The sequence below is a fragment of the Actinomyces wuliandei genome, assembly GCF_004010955.1.
Classification (GTDB): Bacteria; Actinomycetota; Actinomycetes; order Actinomycetales; family Actinomycetaceae; genus Actinomyces; species Actinomyces wuliandei.
This window is the reverse complement of the sequence record NZ_CP025227.1, coordinates 1,901,796-1,917,944: the sequence shown is the minus strand read 5'-3', so window position 1 is coordinate 1,917,944 and position 16,149 is coordinate 1,901,796. Positions and strand designations below refer to the sequence as shown.

The 16,149-nt window shown below is 71.7% G+C and carries 12 protein-coding genes; 6 read left to right on the top strand and 6 right to left on the bottom strand.

Translation table 11 applies throughout. From position 1 onward, the window contains the following. Positions 1–34: 34 nt before the first annotated feature. The 3 genes from CWS50_RS07900 to valS all read right to left on the bottom strand — a co-directional run bounded on the left by CWS50_RS07900 (position 35) and on the right by valS (position 5,367). Entirely contained in the window at positions 35–1,273 is a 1,239-nt protein-coding gene (locus CWS50_RS07900) for a polymorphic toxin type 15 domain-containing protein (RefSeq protein WP_127842351.1), read from the bottom strand. Positions 1,274–1,359: 86 nt separating this feature from the next. After that, positions 1,360–2,178: a GAD-like domain-containing protein gene (locus tag CWS50_RS13820; RefSeq protein WP_127842350.1), complete on the bottom strand. Its 819-nt coding sequence runs from the start codon at positions 2,176–2,178 to the stop codon at positions 1,360–1,362. Positions 2,179–2,451: 273 nt separating this feature from the next. Then, positions 2,452–5,367 carry a valine--tRNA ligase gene (gene valS / locus CWS50_RS07890; protein ID WP_127842349.1) on the bottom strand — a complete coding sequence of 972 codons (2,916 nt, stop codon included), beginning with the start codon at positions 5,365–5,367 and terminating at the stop codon, positions 2,452–2,454. Positions 5,368–5,549: 182 nt separating this feature from the next. Here valS and CWS50_RS07885 point away from each other — a divergent pair, with 182 nt between their 5' ends. The 4 genes from CWS50_RS07885 (at position 5,550) to CWS50_RS07870 (ending at position 9,903) form a co-directional block, all read left to right on the top strand. Further along, positions 5,550–5,936 carry a hypothetical protein gene (locus CWS50_RS07885; protein WP_127842348.1) on the top strand — a complete coding sequence of 129 codons (387 nt, stop codon included), beginning with the start codon at positions 5,550–5,552 and terminating at the stop codon, positions 5,934–5,936. Between the two features lie 258 nt (positions 5,937–6,194). Then, positions 6,195–7,877, top strand: a complete 1,683-nt coding sequence (gene arc / locus CWS50_RS07880) for a proteasome ATPase (RefSeq protein ID WP_127842347.1) — start codon at positions 6,195–6,197, stop codon at positions 7,875–7,877. 194 nt (positions 7,878–8,071) lie between these two features. Further along, complete coding sequence (locus CWS50_RS07875) at positions 8,072–8,260, top strand: ubiquitin-like protein Pup (protein ID WP_127842346.1); 189 nt, start codon at positions 8,072–8,074, stop codon at positions 8,258–8,260. Then, positions 8,257–9,903, top strand: a complete 1,647-nt coding sequence (locus CWS50_RS07870) for a proteasome accessory factor PafA2 family protein (protein WP_127842345.1) — start codon at positions 8,257–8,259, stop codon at positions 9,901–9,903. The genes CWS50_RS07875 and CWS50_RS07870 overlap by 4 nt, the downstream gene beginning before the upstream one ends. A 173-nt stretch (positions 9,904–10,076) precedes the next feature. Here CWS50_RS07870 and CWS50_RS07865 read toward each other — a convergent pair whose 3' ends face one another. The 3 genes from CWS50_RS07865 to CWS50_RS07855 all read right to left on the bottom strand — a co-directional run bounded on the left by CWS50_RS07865 (position 10,077) and on the right by CWS50_RS07855 (position 14,249). After that, positions 10,077–11,075: an FtsX-like permease family protein gene (locus CWS50_RS07865; protein ID WP_164860107.1), complete on the bottom strand. Its 999-nt coding sequence runs from the start codon at positions 11,073–11,075 to the stop codon at positions 10,077–10,079. A 792-nt stretch (positions 11,076–11,867) separates the two neighbouring features. Next, the gene (proC, locus tag CWS50_RS07860; RefSeq protein WP_127842343.1) at positions 11,868–12,794 is read right to left on the bottom strand and encodes a pyrroline-5-carboxylate reductase; all 927 of its coding nucleotides are present in this window, start codon (positions 12,792–12,794) and stop codon (positions 11,868–11,870) included. A 105-nt stretch (positions 12,795–12,899) separates the two neighbouring features. Further along, a complete protein-coding gene (locus CWS50_RS07855; protein WP_127842342.1) occupies positions 12,900–14,249 on the bottom strand; it encodes a Na+/H+ antiporter family protein in 1,350 nt (449 codons plus the stop codon). Between the two features lie 212 nt (positions 14,250–14,461). Between CWS50_RS07855 and CWS50_RS07850 the strand changes: the two genes are divergently transcribed. Together CWS50_RS07850 and CWS50_RS07845 are read left to right on the top strand one after the other, a co-directional pair. After that, positions 14,462–15,259 (top strand): SDR family NAD(P)-dependent oxidoreductase, encoded by a 798-nt coding sequence (locus CWS50_RS07850; RefSeq protein WP_127842341.1) that lies wholly within the window; start codon positions 14,462–14,464, stop codon positions 15,257–15,259. Positions 15,260–15,486: 227 nt separating this feature from the next. Next, on the top strand, positions 15,487–16,092 hold the full coding sequence (locus CWS50_RS07845) for a hypothetical protein (RefSeq protein ID WP_127842340.1): 606 nt from the start codon (positions 15,487–15,489) through the stop codon (positions 16,090–16,092). Positions 16,093–16,149: the final 57 nt, after the last annotated feature.

Sequence of the window (16,149 nt, the reverse complement as noted above, 5' to 3'; positions counted from 1 at the left end):
GGGACGTCTCATCGGGTGAGGCCGGGTGCGGGTCTTAGCGGCCCAGGCCTCGGTTGCGTCGGTGTTTTCTGGTGGGGGTCTGGTGTGGGGTGGGGGGCTGGGCGGGCTGCTGGGTCCTCTGGGTGGCTTGGGCGACACGGGCCTTGATGTCGGCCAGGATCTCCTCGGGGGTGATCTTGTGGCCCGGCTGGCCCGGTCCGGCCGGGGTGGCGCCCGTCTGGGGCGGCTGGCCTGCACGGGGCTGGGCCGTCTGGGGCGGTCCCGCTGTGGTGGCGCCGGTGCGGGTGGGGCTTGGCCGGGGTGGCCCCGGCGACGGCTGGCTGGTGGTGGGCTGGCCTGGTCCCGGCTGCCCGGCCCCGGGCCGGGTCGTGGCCGAGGGCGCGGGCTCCTGCCCCTGGGCGGGTGGGTGCCAGGTGATCCCGTCCGACGTGACACGGGCGTGGTGACTCCTGCCCCTGGGCGGGTGGGTGCCAGGGTGGGTGGCCTGCGGCGATGGTGGCGGCGACGTGGGCGGGGTCCAGGGTGGCCCCCGGGGGCTGGTGGCACTCACCTGCTCGCTGGTCCTGGGCTCGAGCACCGTCTGGCCGTGGCGCAGGTCCTGGGCCAGGGTGGGGGAGTCTGTCAGCACCGCGCGCACCAGCAGGCGCACCCGGGAACGCTGCTGCGGGGGGACCTGGAGGGTGGCCTGCTCCAGGACCGCCACCATGGGCTTGTTCTGGCCGCCGACGGAGGAGTTGACCGCTCCGTGGCCCAGGGAGGGCCAGCCCCCGGCGGCGGCGGGGTCGCCTGGCCCTGCCAGGAGCTGGTCGGGCTCGTGGAGCACCACCAGCGCCCGGTCGATCCTGGCTGTCTCCGCCAGCGCACGCTCCTCGGAGAACTGGTGCACACGAGTCAGGTCGTCCACGACCTCCTTCATGAACTTCTTGCGTCTTTTCCTGGTGGCCTTGGAGGTGGGCTGGCGGCCTTGGTCGCGGTAGGTGCGGATGCCCTCCAGCAGGCGCTCAGCGCTGAGCAGGGACAGGGCGCTCAGCTGGCGGTCCAGCTGGCGGGTGAACTCGGGGGCCAGCTCCTGGGTGGCGGGCTGGTGGCCGGTGTGGAAGAACACCTCCACCGGCACCGCGGAGTGCCAGGCCAGCGGGCTGGCAGGCGCCGCCACCGACCCCTCCCACACCAGCACACCCTGCCCGCCGGCCCGCCCTGGGGTGAACATGTCCCCAGCCACCAGGGCGGTGCCCCCGCCCCCGTGGCCAGGGGCCTGACCACCACCGGGCACGCCGCCAGGAGCGGCGGGACCAGCGGCGGGGGCGGGTGGATGCCCGCGCCTGAGCCAGCGGGGCCGGCCCCGCCAGCGCCCGGGCATCAGGACCCTACCCCCGAGGCGGGACCGGTGCCACCAGGGCCGCCGGGACCGCCGGGGCCACCAGCACCACCCGGGCCGTCTGCGGCGATGCTGGCGGCGACCTGCGCAGCGGCGGCGGAGAAGTCCTGCTCCAGGACGTGGTCCTGGGCCTGGGCCAGAAAAGTGAGGTGCGCGGTGGCGTCCTCGATGCCGACCTGGCTGGTGCTCACCCTCCCGGTGAGGCAGTAGGCCGGGGTCAGCCCGTAGACCTGCCCGGCCCCCAGGACCCCCAGGTTGTCTATGGCCCAGTCGGCCACCAGCACCCCGGTGTCGTCGTCGTCCAGGTCTTCCTCCTCGGGGGAGACCAGGGTGGTGGCCCCCATGCGCTCACGCTTCACCGGGTCGGCCATGTCCCTGGCGTGGCCCGCGTAGGGGTAGACCAGCCCCAGGGCGGGGGTGACCTCCAGGGCGGGGCCGGAGACCTCCCCCCACAGCCTCATGTCCCCCGTGGCGTTGCGGGCCAGGCACCACCACCGCTGGCTGGGGAACGGCACAGGGGTGCCCTCCAGCCACGCCTGGACCACCGGCGCCCACCGGAAGGGATCAGTGAACCACCACCGCCCGTCCCCGAACCCGTCGAACCCGAACCTCTCCCACAGGTGCAGCACCGAGGCCGGAAGCACCCCACCAAAGTAGCCCACGTGCTCCTCCGTGGCCGGGGCACCCACACCCATCGGCGACCACCCCCGCAGCCTCAGCGCCTCCTCCATACGCGCGTCCACCCACTCCGGGGACGCGTGCAACCACGCCTCGTGCCACTCAGCCTCGCTCATCCGCATGGCCAGACCGTAACCCCCACCACACCACCGCTACAACCTCCAGGCACAAGACCCACCCCAGGCACCCCCAGACAGGGGCACCCCCACGCGACCCACGCTTGCGGGACCAGCACCAGCGCCCCGGCGTCACGACCCCACCCCGGCCCGTGGGGACCACCGGCAGTGCCCGGCCCGTCGTCCTGGGCGGGATCACCACCTGTGGCGATGGTGGCGGCTGCCCGTGCAGCGGTGGAGAAGTCCTGCTCCAGGACGTGGGCCTGGGCCTGGGCCAGCCTAGGACCGGGCTGGCCGGGCCGGGGCCTCACCGAGCTCGACGGAGCGGACCCGCACTGGCACCTCCCCGTGACTGTTACCAGTCTCAGTGCTGCCAGCCTCAGCGTCCTGGCCCGTGGCACCGGTGTCCGGGCTGTCGGCAGCCGCAGTACCGCTGTCAACAGGCTCAGTGGCTACGTCCGCGCCCTGGACCGCCCCGGCGACCTTGACGCTGAAGGAGCCGGTGACCTTGGCGGCCTCCACCAGGTCGGAGCGCACCGACTCCACGGCTGGCTGGTAGTCGGCAGCGACCTCCAGCACGGCGCTGAGGATCGGGGTCCTCTGGCTGGTCCTGGCCTCCGACTTCACCCGGCGCAGCGCCGCCAGGACGGTGCCCGCCTGGGCCACCAGGGCCGGGTCCGCCCCCTGGGCGGCCTGGCGCAGCCCTGCCGCCTCAGGCCAGGCTGAGCGGTGCACGGACCCGGTGCGGTACCAGCTCCACACCTCCTCAGTGGCGTAGGGCAGGAACGGGGCGAGCAGCCGCACGAAGGTGTCCACCGCCAGCGCCAGGGTGGTCCGGGCGCTGCGCACCGCACCAGCCGTGTGGGTGCCCTCGGCGTCGTTGGCACGGTCCTTGACCAGCTCGATGTAGTCGTCGCAGAAGGTCCAGAAGAACGACTCGGTGACCTCCAGAGCGCGGGCGTGCCCGTAGCTCTCGAAGGCAGTGGTCGCCGCCTCCACCACGTCTGCCAGCGCCGCCAGCACGGCCCGGTCGAGAGGCTCGGTCACCTGGGAGGTGTCCAGGCTGGGCGCGGGCGCTGCGGCCCGGGCCTCCTCGTCGGCGTCCCAGGGGATCCCCATGGACAGGGCGAACTTGGAGGCGTTGAGGATCTTGATGGCCAGGCGCCGACCGATCTTGATCTGGGACTCCTCGAAGGCCGCGTCCAGGCCCAGGCGGGCCGAGGCCGCCCAGTAGCGCACGGCGTCGGCGCCGAACTGCTCCAGCAGGCCCATGGGGGTGACCACGTTGCCCTTGGACTTCGACATCTTCTTGTGGTCGGAGTCCAGGATCCACCCTGACAGCCCGGTGCTGGCCCACGGCAGGGCACCGAACTCCAGGTTGGCGCGCACTACCGAGGAGAACAGCCAGGTGCGGATGATGTCCTGTCCCTGGGGGCGCAGGTCCATGGGGTAGACCCGGGCGAACAGGTCCTTGTCGGTCAGCCACCCCGAGGCGAGCTGGGGCGTCAGGGAAGAGGTGGCCCAGGTGTCCATGATGTCCACCTCGCCGACGAACCCGCCGGGTACCCCCCGCTGGTCCTCGGTGTAGCCGGGGGCCGGGTCTGAGGAGGGGTCCACCGGCAGGGCGGACTCCTCCGGGGTGATGACGGCGTCGTAGTCCACCTGGCCGTCGGCGTCCACCCGGTACCACACCGGGAAGGGGACGCCGAAGAAGCGCTGGCGGGAGATGAGCCAGTCGTTGTTGAGGCCTGTGACCCAGTTCTCGTACCGCACCCGCATGAAGTCGGGGTGGAAGGCCAGCTCACGGCCGCGCTCCAGCAGCTCAGAGCCTAGTTCCTTGCCGGAGGCCGGGTTGGTCCAGGCCCTGCCGCCGTTGCGGATGTACCACTGCCGGGAGGTGACGATCTCCAGGGGCTTGTCCCCCTTCTCGAAGAAGTTGGTCTGACGCACGGTGCGGACCGGCGCCCCGCGCATCTCGCCCGAGGCCGCCAGGGCCTCGACCACCACCTGCCGGGCGGAGAAGGCGGTCTTGCCCGCCATGGCCGCGTAGGCCTGGCGGCCCGCCTCCTGGGTGATCCACTGCGGCACCTCGGTCTCGATCCGGCCGTCCTTGCGCAGGATCGCCCGCAGCGGCAGGTCCAGGTCCCGCCACCAGTCGATGTCGGTGGTGTCGCCGAAGGTGCAGCACATGGCGATGCCCGCACCCTTGTCCTTCTCTGCCGCCGGGTGTGCCAGGACCGGCACCTCCACGCCGAACACGGGGGAGGTGACGGTGGCGCCGAACAGGGGCTGGTAGCGCTCGTCGTCGGGGTGGGCCACCAGCGCCACGCAGGCGGCCAGGAGCTCGGGCCGGGTGGTCTCAATGCACACGTCCCTGGTGCCCCCCGGGCCGTCCTCGACCGGCGCCCCGGCCGCAGCCGCCTGCGCGGCGACCTGGGCGTCAGTGACATGGAAGGCCAGGCGGTGGTAGAAGCCGGGGTACTCCCGCGACTCCAGCTCGGCCTGGGCCACCGCCGTCTGGAAGGTCACGTCCCACAGGCCGGGGGCAGCGGCCTGGTAGGCCTCACCACGGGCCAGGTTGCGCAAGAAGGCGGCCTGGGCCACCGTGCGGGCACGCGGGCCGATGGTCTGGTAGGTCTGGGACCAGTCCACGCTGAGGCCCAGGCGGCGCCACAGGGCCTCGAACTGGGCCTCGTCCTCCACGGTGAGGCGCTCGCACAGCTCGACAAAGTTCCGACGCGAGACCGGCACCTGGTCCCGGGCCTTGACCGACTTGCCCTCCCCGCCGGTGTGGGGCGGGGTGAAGCCCGGGTCGTAGGGCAGGGAGGGGTCGCAGCGCACCCCGAAGTAGTTCTGGACGCGGCGCTCGGTGGGCAGGCCGTTGTCGTCCCAGCCCATGGGGTAGAAGACGGCTTTTCCGCGCATGCGCTGGTAGCGGGCGATCGTGTCGGTGTGGGTGTAGGAGAAGACGTGGCCCACGTGCAGGGAGCCGGAGACCGTGGGCGGCGGGGTGTCGATAGAGAAGACCTCGTGGCGCTGCGCGTCCCGCTCGAAGGCGTAGGTGCCCTCCTCCTCCCAGCGCTGGCCCCAGGTGGCCTCCAGGCCGTCAGTGCTGACCTTGCCAGGCACACGGGGGCTGTGAGGCTCGGAAGGCAGGTAGCGGGAGGACCGCTGGGGGGTCTCAGACTCAGGCATGGGGCAGATTCTGGCACGTGAGGCGGCTCGGCCACGACTCCGGCCTCTGTGAGGTGAGGTGGGAGATGAGACTGGGGTGAGGTCTGTTGTTCCAGGTTACGGGTGCTAACCTGGAACAGTGGGGCGGTGTTCCAGGTCTGTAGGTTCGTGACGGCGTCGGTACCGGCAGGGGCAGATAACGTGTGAGAGGAGGTCGGCACGGTGACGCCGACCAGATCCTCCTGCTGCTGGCCGACGCCGTGCAGCGCGCGGTCCTCGCCTCCGAGCGTGCGGCTGACAGGCTGGAGGCTCTTCCCCGGCAGTGGCGCCGGGTGCGCGCTCCGCGCGCTGGGTCCGCCGAGGCGGCTCTCCTAGGGGCGCTCCTGGACCACCCGGTCCTGGATGCTGAGGACGCCCGGCAGGTGAGCGGGGCCTCGGTCTCCGCGACCTACGCCGCCCTGGACTCCCTGACCTCGGCGGGTGTCCTGCGGCTGGCGGTTCAGCGCAGGCGCGACCGCGTCTGGGTGGCGGCGGCCGTCATGGACGAGGTCGAGACGCTGCTGGACGAGCTGGCCGCTCCTGGGCGGTGAGCGGGACGGCACTGACAGCACTATGGCCACAGTGTGATCTGATAACGTGATCGTGAGGGTATAAGTCAGGACAGCGCGGATCCCGGCGCCCTGGGAGCAGGGGAGCGCGGACGGAAGGGACACTGCCCGGGTTGAGTCCAGGGACGTCCGGGTGAACCTGGATGAACGTGGCCCGGGCGAACTTGGTACTCTTGTACCAGGTGCGAGGTCGAGGAGGACCGCCCGCACGCAGGGAGGGACAGGAGGCAGCAGAAGATTATGGCCACCACTTCTCGTACGCCCCAGGCGTCCCGGGCGACGTCCGTGCCGCGCGCTCCCGGAAGCCCTGAGAGCACAGGGAGCCCGGGGCCTCCGGAGACCGCTGTCCCACCTGCGGTCGGGGAGGCTGAGGGCGCCGACTCCCGCCTGCGCGAGCTGACCGAGCAGGTGGGCGCGCTGAGCCGTAAGAACACGCACCTGGCCAACGCCCTGCGGGCGGCCCGCACCGAGCTGACCACCCTCCACGACGACGTCAAGGCGCTCCAGGCCCCTCCGCTGGCGCACGCCACCGTGCTCGCCGTCCACGCCACCGAGCGCACCGCGGACGTTTCCCTGGCAGGCAGGCGCCACCGGGTGGGGGTGGGGCCGGGTGTCATCGCCTCCACCCTGGTCCCCGGCACCGACGTGGTCCTCAACGAGCACCTGGTGGTCACCGCCGTGACGTCGGCGCCGCGCTTCGGCGACGTGGTCACCGTCAAGGAGACCTACGCGGACTCCACCGTCCTGGTGCTGGCCCGCCACGACGAGGAGCAGGTGCTGGCCCTGTCCGCCGAGCTGCTGGAGGCCCGCCCCCGGGTCGGCGACGCCCTGGTGGCGGACCTGACCGCGCGCATGGCCCTGCGGACGGTGGTGCGCTCCGAGGTCGAGGAGCTCCTCCTGGAGGAGGTGCCCGACGTCTCCTACACCGACATCGGCGGCCTGGGTGGCCAGATCGAGCTCATCCGTGACGCCGTCGAGCTGCCCTTCCTCCACCCCGACCTCTACCGGGAGCACCACCTGACTCCGCCGCGCGGCGTGCTTCTCTACGGCCCGCCCGGGTGCGGCAAGACCCTCATCGCCAAGGCCGTGGCCGCCTCCCTGGGGCAAGGCAGCGGCCAGGACTCCTACTTCCTCAACATCAAGGGCCCCCAGCTGCTGGACAAGTACGTCGGGGAGACGGAGCGGCGCATCCGGGTCATCTTCGCCCGTGCCCGGGAGAAGGCGGCCCAGGGGGTGCCCGTGGTCATCTTCCTTGACGAGATGGACTCCCTGCTGCGCACCCGCGGCTCAGGGCGGTCCTCGGACGTGGAGACCACCGTGGTGCCCCAGATGCTGGCGGAGATTGACGGCGTGGACGAGCTGGACAACGTCGTGGTCATCGGCGCCACCAACCGGGAGGACATGATCGACCCGGCGGTCCTGCGGCCCGGCCGCCTCGACGTCAAGATCCACGTCGCCCGCCCTGACGCTGACGGCGCCCGGGAGATCCTGGGAACCTACCTCACCGAGGACCTTCCCCTGCGCGAGGAGCTGGTGGACGCCCACGGCTCACCCGCCGCGGCCGTGGCCGCCCTGGCCGACGACGTCGTGGCCCGGCTCTACACCCGCTCCACCGCCACCGAGATGGTCGAGCTGACCCACGCCGACGGCCAGGTGGAGGTCCTCCACCTGGCAGACCTCGTCTCCGGGGCGATGCTGGCCAACATCGTGGACCGCGCCAAGAAGGCCGCTGTCAAGGACCTGGTGACCACGGGCGTGCGCGGCCTGGGCACGGAGCACCTGCGGCGCGCCGTCGTGGAGGAGGTCGTGGAGAACGAGGGGCTGCCCGCCACTGTCCACCCCGACGACTGGGCGCGCGTGGCCGGGCGGCGCGGTGCTGCGGTAGTGTCCATGCGGGTGCTCCACCGAGAGCGCGGGCTGTGAGGCGGAGTGCACCGTGGAACGCCGTGAGACCGCCGCGTACCGCTGCCGCCACCGGCCAGGCCGCCTCCGCCCCGTGCCTGGGGGCCGTGCCCGCGACCCGTGAGCCGCCCGGCTGCACGCAGACAGGTAGACACAGCACAGCAGACCAGGTCGACTAACGGCCCGGCAGACAGCCGACCCGCCAGGAGGCACCCATGAGTGAGTTCGCCCAGCCCTCGCGCGCCCGTCATGACGACCCCGCGCCCGACGACGCCCCGCCCCCGGCCCCCGCAGGGCCCGCCCGCGGCCAGGACCTTGACTCTGTGCTTGACGTCATCGACGAGGTCCTGGCGGTGGACGCCCAGGAGTTCGTGCGCGGCTTCGTCCAGAAGGGTGGCCAGTGAGCAGGACCGGTGAGCCGGGTGGGGCCCCAGGCAGCCGTGCCACCGGCCTGGAGACCGAGTTCGGCGTAGTCTGCGCCCCGGTGCGCGCGGGCGCTACCGGGCAGGCGGGGCGTAGGGCTGCGCCAGTGCAGGAGGCCCAGTCGGCACCGCCGCAGACGATGGGGCCGCAGGAGGCAGCGGCGTTCCTCATGCGTCACCGTCCCGAGGGCTACCGCTCGGACAACCTGTTCCTGCCCAACGGGGGGCGCCTCTACCTCGACGTCGGCTCCCACCCCGAGTACGCCACCGCAGAGTGCGCCACCGTGCGCGACCTGGTGGCCCAGGACCAGGCGGGGCGTGACCTCATCGCCGCCATGGCGCAGCGGGCCACCACCACCCTGGCCCGTCGCGGCACACCCGCCCGTATCCACGTCCTGGCCAACAACACCGACTCCGCCGGGCACACCTACGGCTGCCACGAGAACTACTCCGTGCCCCGCAGCCTGGACATGGACGCAGTCCTACCGGTGCTCGCCTCCTTCCTGGCCACCCGCCCTGTCCTGGTGGGAACCGGGGTGCCGCTGGCCGGGGCAGTGCGGGCTGAGCCCAGGACCAGGCCGGGACCCGTCACAGGCCAGGACGGCCCGCTGTCCCAGGAGGCACCCAGGGGGGAGGCAGGGCACGGCAGCCTCAGTGAGGTGGAGGACGACTGCTGGGGCCTGTCCCCGCGCGCCCCTTACCTGCGCGCCCTGGCCTCGGCGGACACCACCGGCCAGCGCGCCCTGGTCAACACCCGTGACCAGCCCCATGCCGACCGCGAGCGCCTGCGGCGCCTGCACGTGACCTGCGCAGACACCACCATGGCCGAGCCCACGGCGGGGCTGCGCTGCGCGCTGACCCTCATGCTCCTGGACGCCCTGGAGGCGGGGGAGGACTTCTCCGACCTGGTCCTGGCCGAACCTCTGGCTGTGCTGGGCTCCCTGGGTACCAGCGCCTGGGGTGAGGTCGAGGCCCGCACCTTGGAGGGGCGCAGGCTCAGCGCTATTGACGTCCAGGAGGCCTTTGCCGAGCGTCTGACACGCCGGCTGGACACCTGGGGTGTCCCGCCCGCTCTGGAGGGGGCCGACCACCTGCTGCGCGACCTCGCCCCCAGGGTGGTCACCGCCCTGCGTACCCGGGACACCAGCGGTATCGACACCGAGATCGACTGGGCCGTCAAACGGCGGGTCATGCGGGCACACCGCGAGCGCCACCCTGACCTGAGTGGCGAGGTGCTGAGCGTGCTGCGCACCCGGGTGGACCTGGCCTACCACGACCTGGATGCCGGCACCGGCTTGACGGCGCGGCTGCTGCGCCAGGGCGCCCTGGCCAGGCTGTGCGACCCGGAGGAGACCGCTCGGGCCCGCACCCAGCCCCCGCCCACTCGGGCCGCTCTGCGTGGGGAGTTTGTGCGGGCCTGCCTGGCCCGGGGGGCGGATTTCTCGGTGACCTGGGAGAGCCTGCGCCTGGACTCCCCGCCCACGACCCCGGTGGACCTGCCCGACCCGCTGGTCAGCCGGGACGAGGCCGCCCGGGCGCTGACGGAGCGGGTTCGGGGCTTGCTCCACCACGAGATGCGCCATATTGATCTGGTGGGCCGCTCAGGCCTGGGGGTGCCCGGCTGAGGAGGTCTCCGACGGGGCGGCAGCCGGCCCCAGCGTCTCACTCGGTCCTGGGCGCCTGAGCTGGGCGCGCTCAGGCGTACCTAGGGGTGTACCCAGGCCGGGCGGGGCCGCCGAGCTGCCGGGGGCGGGAAGGAGCCTGGCAGGCTCCCGGCATGGGCTGGCTCGCTCACGGCTCACTCTCTGTCCTTGAGGATCTCCGTGGCCTCCACCTTGCTCAGGCGGCGCCCGGTGGCGAGGCGTGTGGCGGCACAGGTGGTGATGACCAGCGTCACGATGACGGCCACCGAGTCCCAGGGCAGGACGAGCTCGAAGGCCGAGAACATGTTTGCGATGAGGACCTGCCAGGTGGGGCGCATGACCGCCACCGACAGCGGCACCCCTACCAGGAGGGCCACGACCACCAGCACGGGGTAGCTCCCCAGGTAGAACGAGCCGACCTCGCGCTCGGAGTAGCCCAGTGTCCTCATCAGGGAGATGGAGTAGGTCTCCTTCTCGATGACCGTCCTCATCAGCAGGAGCATGACGAGGACGAGCAGCGCCACGGAGGTGGCCAGCAGGGTGTAGACCGTGGTGGTCATGAGGCTGGTCATTGTGTCGACCCCCTTGATGATGCCGCTGCGGCTGACGGTAGTGACAGCCTGCCGGGCGAGGGCGTCGTCCTCGGTGCCGGTCAAGACGGCGTTGGCGGAGTCGGGATGCTCGCCGAGCAGCCCGTTGGCGGATGCCCGGGGCGAGAAGATCATGGGCTCGGGGTAGGAGACGGTCCCCTCGACGACGACGTCATAGTCCTGGCCGTCTGCCGTGGTCAGGGTGAGCTGGTCGCCAGCAGACAGTGAGTGGCGCAGCGCCATAGGCTCCGACACGTAGGCGTGGTCCGCCGCGGGGCCCCGGAGGTCCTCGGTGAAGTAGCGGCTGCCCTCACTGACCCCGATGAGGCTCACGTCGGAGCCCGCGCCTGAGGACTGCGCCAGGGACACCGAGCGGACCGAGGCCAGCTCCGCGTCGTCGGGGAGGTCGTCAGAGGTGTCGGCGGGGTGCTGCGAGGACGGGACGTCGCCAGCCAGCACGTACATGTAGCCGAAGGGGATGCCTGACCTGACGTCGTCGGCGTAGGTGGCGGTACTGGCCCTCATGCCAAAGCCGGGGACGAGCAGCAGGACAGACAGGAGCACCGCGCACAGCATGGGCAGGTAGGTCCGGTACTCCCGCAGCGCCTGGCGGACCCGGAACCGGGTGGAGAAGGGAAGGGCGGAGAGCCTGAGCCGTGGTGGGCCGGCCTGCCCCAGGTCGCGCCGCAGGAGCTGGAGAGGCTCCTTGGACAGCCTCCGCCTGTCAGCAGGGTGGACTTCCCCGGCCCGCTGGCCCCCACGACGCAGCAGATCTCCGAGGTGTCCACCGTGAGGGAGACGTCCTTGAGGGCACGGACCGCCCCCTCGCCCTGGCCGAACGACTTGTCTGCCGAGTCAAGCGTGGTGCCCATGGGTTTCCCCGCTAGTGGGTGGTTACGAGGAAGGGTGCCGGGATTTTCCCGGAACGCAGGAGGCTCTGTTCTCAAGGCAGGCTAGACGAGTCTGAAGGAGCAGCACAAGAGATATTTCGCAGGTCCGAACAGCAGCGAGGGCACGGTGCACATCTTGGGTCCGGCCTAGGAACGACGCTTGACCGGGGTGATGCGTGAAAGGGCGGAAAGAGGTCGGGAGGAGCCACGAGTAAACCGGAGACGGCAGTGTGTTGTCCCAGACGGTTGCCTGAAGATGTGCAGTCGAAGGCGGGCTGCACATCTTCAGTTTGCTGACGCAAGCCGTTGTAGCGAGATTACGGGGGTCCTGACACGGGACACGGCGTGCGGCTGCCTGAAGATGTGCAGGCCAATGGGAGCCGCGGTTACGGGTCCTCAAGCGCTCAGAGATGCCCCGGTTTGAGGCGGCCCCTCCCCTGTCTCCTTGCGGGCGCTGGGAGCGGAGTCAGGCGCCCAACTCACGGTCGCGCTGTGCGGCCGCCTGGGCGCCCTGGATGACGGCGTCGGAGAAGCCTGCCCGCTCCATGGCCACCAGCCCGGCCACGGTGGTCCCGCCGGGGGAGGAGACGGCGTCCACGAGGTCGGCAGGTGTGCGGGCGGCCTCGCCTGCCTCGGTGCGCCGGGCCTCGGCCTGGACGGTGCGCGCCGTGCCCAGGAGGGCCTGGGTGACGATCTCCACTGCTTGGCCCTTGGGGATCCCGCCCAGCACGCCCGCTCGCGCCAGGGCCTCCACGAAGGTGAGGACGAAGGCAGGGGAGGAGCCCGAGATGGCGGTGAAGGTGCTGAAGAGGTGCTCGTCGAGCTCGGTGACGGCTCCCACTGAGCCCATGAGCCTCCTGGCGGTGGCCAGGTCCTCGGGTGTGGCGGCGCTGCCCATTGCCAGGGCGGTCATGGCCTCGCCCACGAGGGCTGCCATGTTGGGCATGGTGCGTACCACTCGCGCACCAGCGGGCAGCATGGACTCCAGGCGCGCGGTGCTCAGCCCGGCCGCCACTGAGACCACCAGCGGGGCGTGGGCGGACACGGCGTCGTGGACCTCGGCGAGCACGGCTGGCACCACGTGCGGCTTCACAGCCAGGACGACGACGTCGCTGGCGGCCACCAGCTCCGGGCTGTTGTCGGCGACCCGGGTGCCCGTGTCCGCGGCCAGCCGCTGGGCACTAGGGTCCGGGCTGGGGGCCAGCAGCACGTTCTCGGCCCGCAGGGTCCCCGAGGCGATACCTCCGCGCACGATCGCCCCCGCCATGTTGCCCGCGCCGATGAGGCCGACGGTGGCTGTGCTGGGTGCTCCAGCGGTGCCCGGGGGTGAGGGGGGCGTGCCTGGCCCTGGGGTGGCTGAGGTGGTCGCGGGGAAGACGGCTGAGGAGGTCATGGCAGCAGCGTAGTGGGCCTCAGGCAGGCCATGGGCCTGCCAGCAGGTGCCCGACAGCGGCTCACGAGGAGGTGGTGCTGTCCTGCAGCGTCCGACGGGACCGTCTCACAGCACCATGGCCGCCAGCCATCCTGCGATGAGCAGGGGGATGTTGAGGTGGATGAAGGTGGGGATGACCGAGTCGCGCATGTGGTCGTGCTGGCCGTCGGCGTTGAGACCGGCGGTGGGCCCCAGCGTGGAGTCTGAGGCTGGCGAGCCCGCGTCCCCCAGCGCTCCGGCCGTGCCGACCAGCGCGACGGTGGCAGCGGGGGAGAAGCCCAGCGTGGCGCACAGGGGCACGTAGATCGCGGAGATGATGGGCAGGGTGGAGAAGGAGGAGCCGATCCCCATGGTGATGACCAGGCCCACCAGCAGCATGACCAGTGCGGCGGCGGCACGGCTGCCGGAGAACAGCCCTGTCGCGGACTGCACCAGGGGGTCGATCTGGCCGCTGTCCTGGAGCACCTGGGCGAAGCCCTGGGCGGTGATCATGATGAGGCCGATGAGCGCCATCATGCGCATCCCGCTGGTGAACACGTCGTCGGCCTCCTTCCAGCCGACCACCCTGGTGGCCATGAACAGCAGCAGTCCCACCAGGGTGCCGATGAGCAGAGGGTCGGCCTCGGAGCCCGTGAGCGTCAGGACGGTCTGTACCGAGAAGCAGGCCACGACGGCCACCAGGGCGACGACCACGCGGCGGCGGTCGATGGTCTGCGGGGTGGTGGAGTCGACCTGGGCGTCCAGGTCGTAGGCGCGGGGCCTGCGGTAGGTGACCAGCAGGGCGGTGAGCACGCCGGTGAGCATGCCCAGGGCGGGCAGGGCCATGGCGTGGGTGACTGGGACGTCGGAGACGTCCAGGCCCGCCCTGGCGATGTTGCCGTAGAGGATGTCGTTGAGGTAGACTCGGCCGAATCCCAGCGGCAGGAACATGTAGGTGGTCACCAGGCCGAAGGTGATGGCACAGGCCACCGCGCGCCGGTCCAGGCCCAGTCGGCTCATGACGACCAGCAGGGGCGGGACCACCAGTGGGATGAAGGCGATGTGCACCGGGATGAGGTTCTGGCTCATGACGGCCATGGCGATGACCCCGGCCAGCAGCGCCCACCGGCTGGTGCTCACGATCTTCTGCGAGGTGCTCGCGTCGCTGGTGTCCAGGCGGGCGATGAGCCAGCTGGCCAGCAGCTGGGGCAGCCCCGAGTGGGCCACGGACATAGCGAAGGCGCCCAGCAGCGCGTAGGACAGGGCGATCTGGGCGCCGCCGGCAAGCCCTTCCTGGAAGGAGACCATGGTCCCCTCGACCCCCATGCCGCTGGCTAGCCCACCTGCCAGGGCGCCCACGAACAGGGACAGGACCACGTGCACGCGCAGCGTGGCCAGGACGAGCATGACCAGGACGGCAAGAAGGACGGCGTTCATCGGTGGCCTTCCGACTCGGGGGAGGGAGCGGGCAGAGCCTACCGTGCCTGCTGCGCCTGCTGTGACCGCCGTGTCCTGGCGTCTGGTCCGGCGTGCTGCCTGCTGCGCCCCGGCCGTGGTGGCGCTCCGGCGTGCTGGCTGTGCTGTCGGGGCTTCCTCTGGGCCGTGAGCGGTCGGCGTCAGGGCGTCCCAGGGTGGTGCATCATGGGACCATGAGCGTGAGCCCGACCAGCAGTGACATCACCAGCGGCACCACCAGCGACAACGGTGCACGCAGGGCCGTGGTGACAGGCGCCTCCACCGGTATCGGCGCCGCCACCGTCAGGTGCCTGCGCTCCCACGGCTGGCAGGTGGTGGCCACCGCCCGTCGGCAGCAGCGGCTGGAGGCCCTGGCGGGAGAGACCGGCTGCACCTGGGTGGCAGCCGACCTCCAGGTGGGCGACGACGTCGACCGCATGGCCCGTGAGGTCCTGGCGGACGGACCGGTGGACGCCGTGGTCAACAACGCTGGCGGCGCCCTGGGCGTCGACCCCGTGGCGCAGGGCGACCCGCAGGAGTGGGCGACCATGTATGAGCGCAACGTGCTGGCGGCGCTGCGGGTGAGCCAGGCCTTTCTCCCCGGCCTGCGCGAGCGCGGCGGGGACCTGGTCTTCCTCACCTCCACCGCAGCCCACGACACCTACCCGGGTGGGGCGGGGTACGTCGCGGCCAAGCACGCTGAGCGGGTCATCGCGGGCACGCTGCGCCTGGAGCTGGTGGGAGAGCCGGTGCGCGTCATCGAGATCGCTCCGGGGATGGTGGCCACCGAGGAGTTCTCGCTCAACCGGTTCCGTGGCGACGCCCAGGCGGCCCAGAAGGTCTACGCCGGGGTCGCGCAGCCCCTCACCGCCCAGGACGTGGCCGAGTGCGTCACGTGGGCGCTGGAGCGCCCCTCCCACGTCAACATCGACTCAATGATCGTGCGGCCGCGCGCCCAGGCCTCCAACACGGTGGTGGCCCGCGAGGGCTGAGGGTCTCGACCAGGACCGGCTAGCACAGCCAGCACGACCAGCCCAGCCAGCACGGTCGGCTCGGTCGGTTGGGTGGCCGGTGGCGGCTCCGACTGCCGCCACCGGTGCTCGCTGGGTCACAGAGTGCGCACAGGAGGGGCCTGAGCCAGGCACAGGGCCTGTTCGTAGTGTCAGAGGCGTCCCGGGAACCCGGAACGACGCCGTTAATGACGCGAAAGGACATATGCATGGCTAACGCCACGTCACCAGCACCGGACGGCTCCGAGCGGGGTCCGGCTGAGCAGGCTCCAGCCGCTCAGGGACCGGCTGAGCAGCCCCCTGCTGCCGAGCCAGCTGCCGCCTCCTCGTCTCCCCGGTCCGGGGCTCAGTCCGAGACCCCCGCCCCTGCGGCTGGCCCGCAGGCGGCGGCGAGCGGGGCACTCGCCCCCGGGTCGACGACGGTGGCCGGTGCCGCGTACGCCCAGCCGCAGGCGGGCACAGATGGCAAGAGCGGCAGCGGCAAGCAGCCCTGGTACCGCAGGCGAGCAGTGGGTGCCGCTGCTGCCGTGGCCCTCCTGGCGGGCTCCTTCGGCCTGGGATGGGGCGCCCACACTATGACTGGAGACGGGTGGCACGACGAGCACAGGGGTAGCGGCCCGCACGAGGAGCAGGTGCCGGGCGGGCACGGCGGTCCCGGTCCCATGGACGGTATGGACGGGCACGACTGGTCGGGCGGGGATGGCCAGACGGTCCCTGACGAGGGCGGCAACTCCGGTGGCTCCGGCTCTGGTGCGACGCAGTCCCCAGGCTCCTCCGCGTCCGTAGAGCCCTCGGTGTCGCCAGTCTCAGCCTGATCGACCTCGGTGGCGTCCTCAGGTGTCGCGGTGGCGCCGGGGACTGATGCGACCGGC

Coding starts and splice junctions, on each gene's coding strand:
- CWS50_RS13820 (WP_127842350.1), bottom strand. CDS start 2,178: ATGCGGATGAGCGAGGCTGAGTGGCACGAGGCGTGGTTGCACGCGTCC.
- valS (WP_127842349.1), bottom strand. CDS start 5,367: ATGCCTGAGTCTGAGACCCCCCAGCGGTCCTCCCGCTACCTGCCTTCC.
- arc (WP_127842347.1), top strand. CDS start 6,195: ATGGCCACCACTTCTCGTACGCCCCAGGCGTCCCGGGCGACGTCCGTG.
- CWS50_RS07875 (WP_127842346.1), top strand. CDS start 8,072: ATGAGTGAGTTCGCCCAGCCCTCGCGCGCCCGTCATGACGACCCCGCG.
- proC (WP_127842343.1), bottom strand. CDS start 12,794: ATGACCTCCTCAGCCGTCTTCCCCGCGACCACCTCAGCCACCCCAGGG.
- CWS50_RS07855 (WP_127842342.1), bottom strand. CDS start 14,249: ATGAACGCCGTCCTTCTTGCCGTCCTGGTCATGCTCGTCCTGGCCACG.
- CWS50_RS07850 (WP_127842341.1), top strand. CDS start 14,462: ATGAGCGTGAGCCCGACCAGCAGTGACATCACCAGCGGCACCACCAGC.
- CWS50_RS07845 (WP_127842340.1), top strand. CDS start 15,487: ATGGCTAACGCCACGTCACCAGCACCGGACGGCTCCGAGCGGGGTCCG.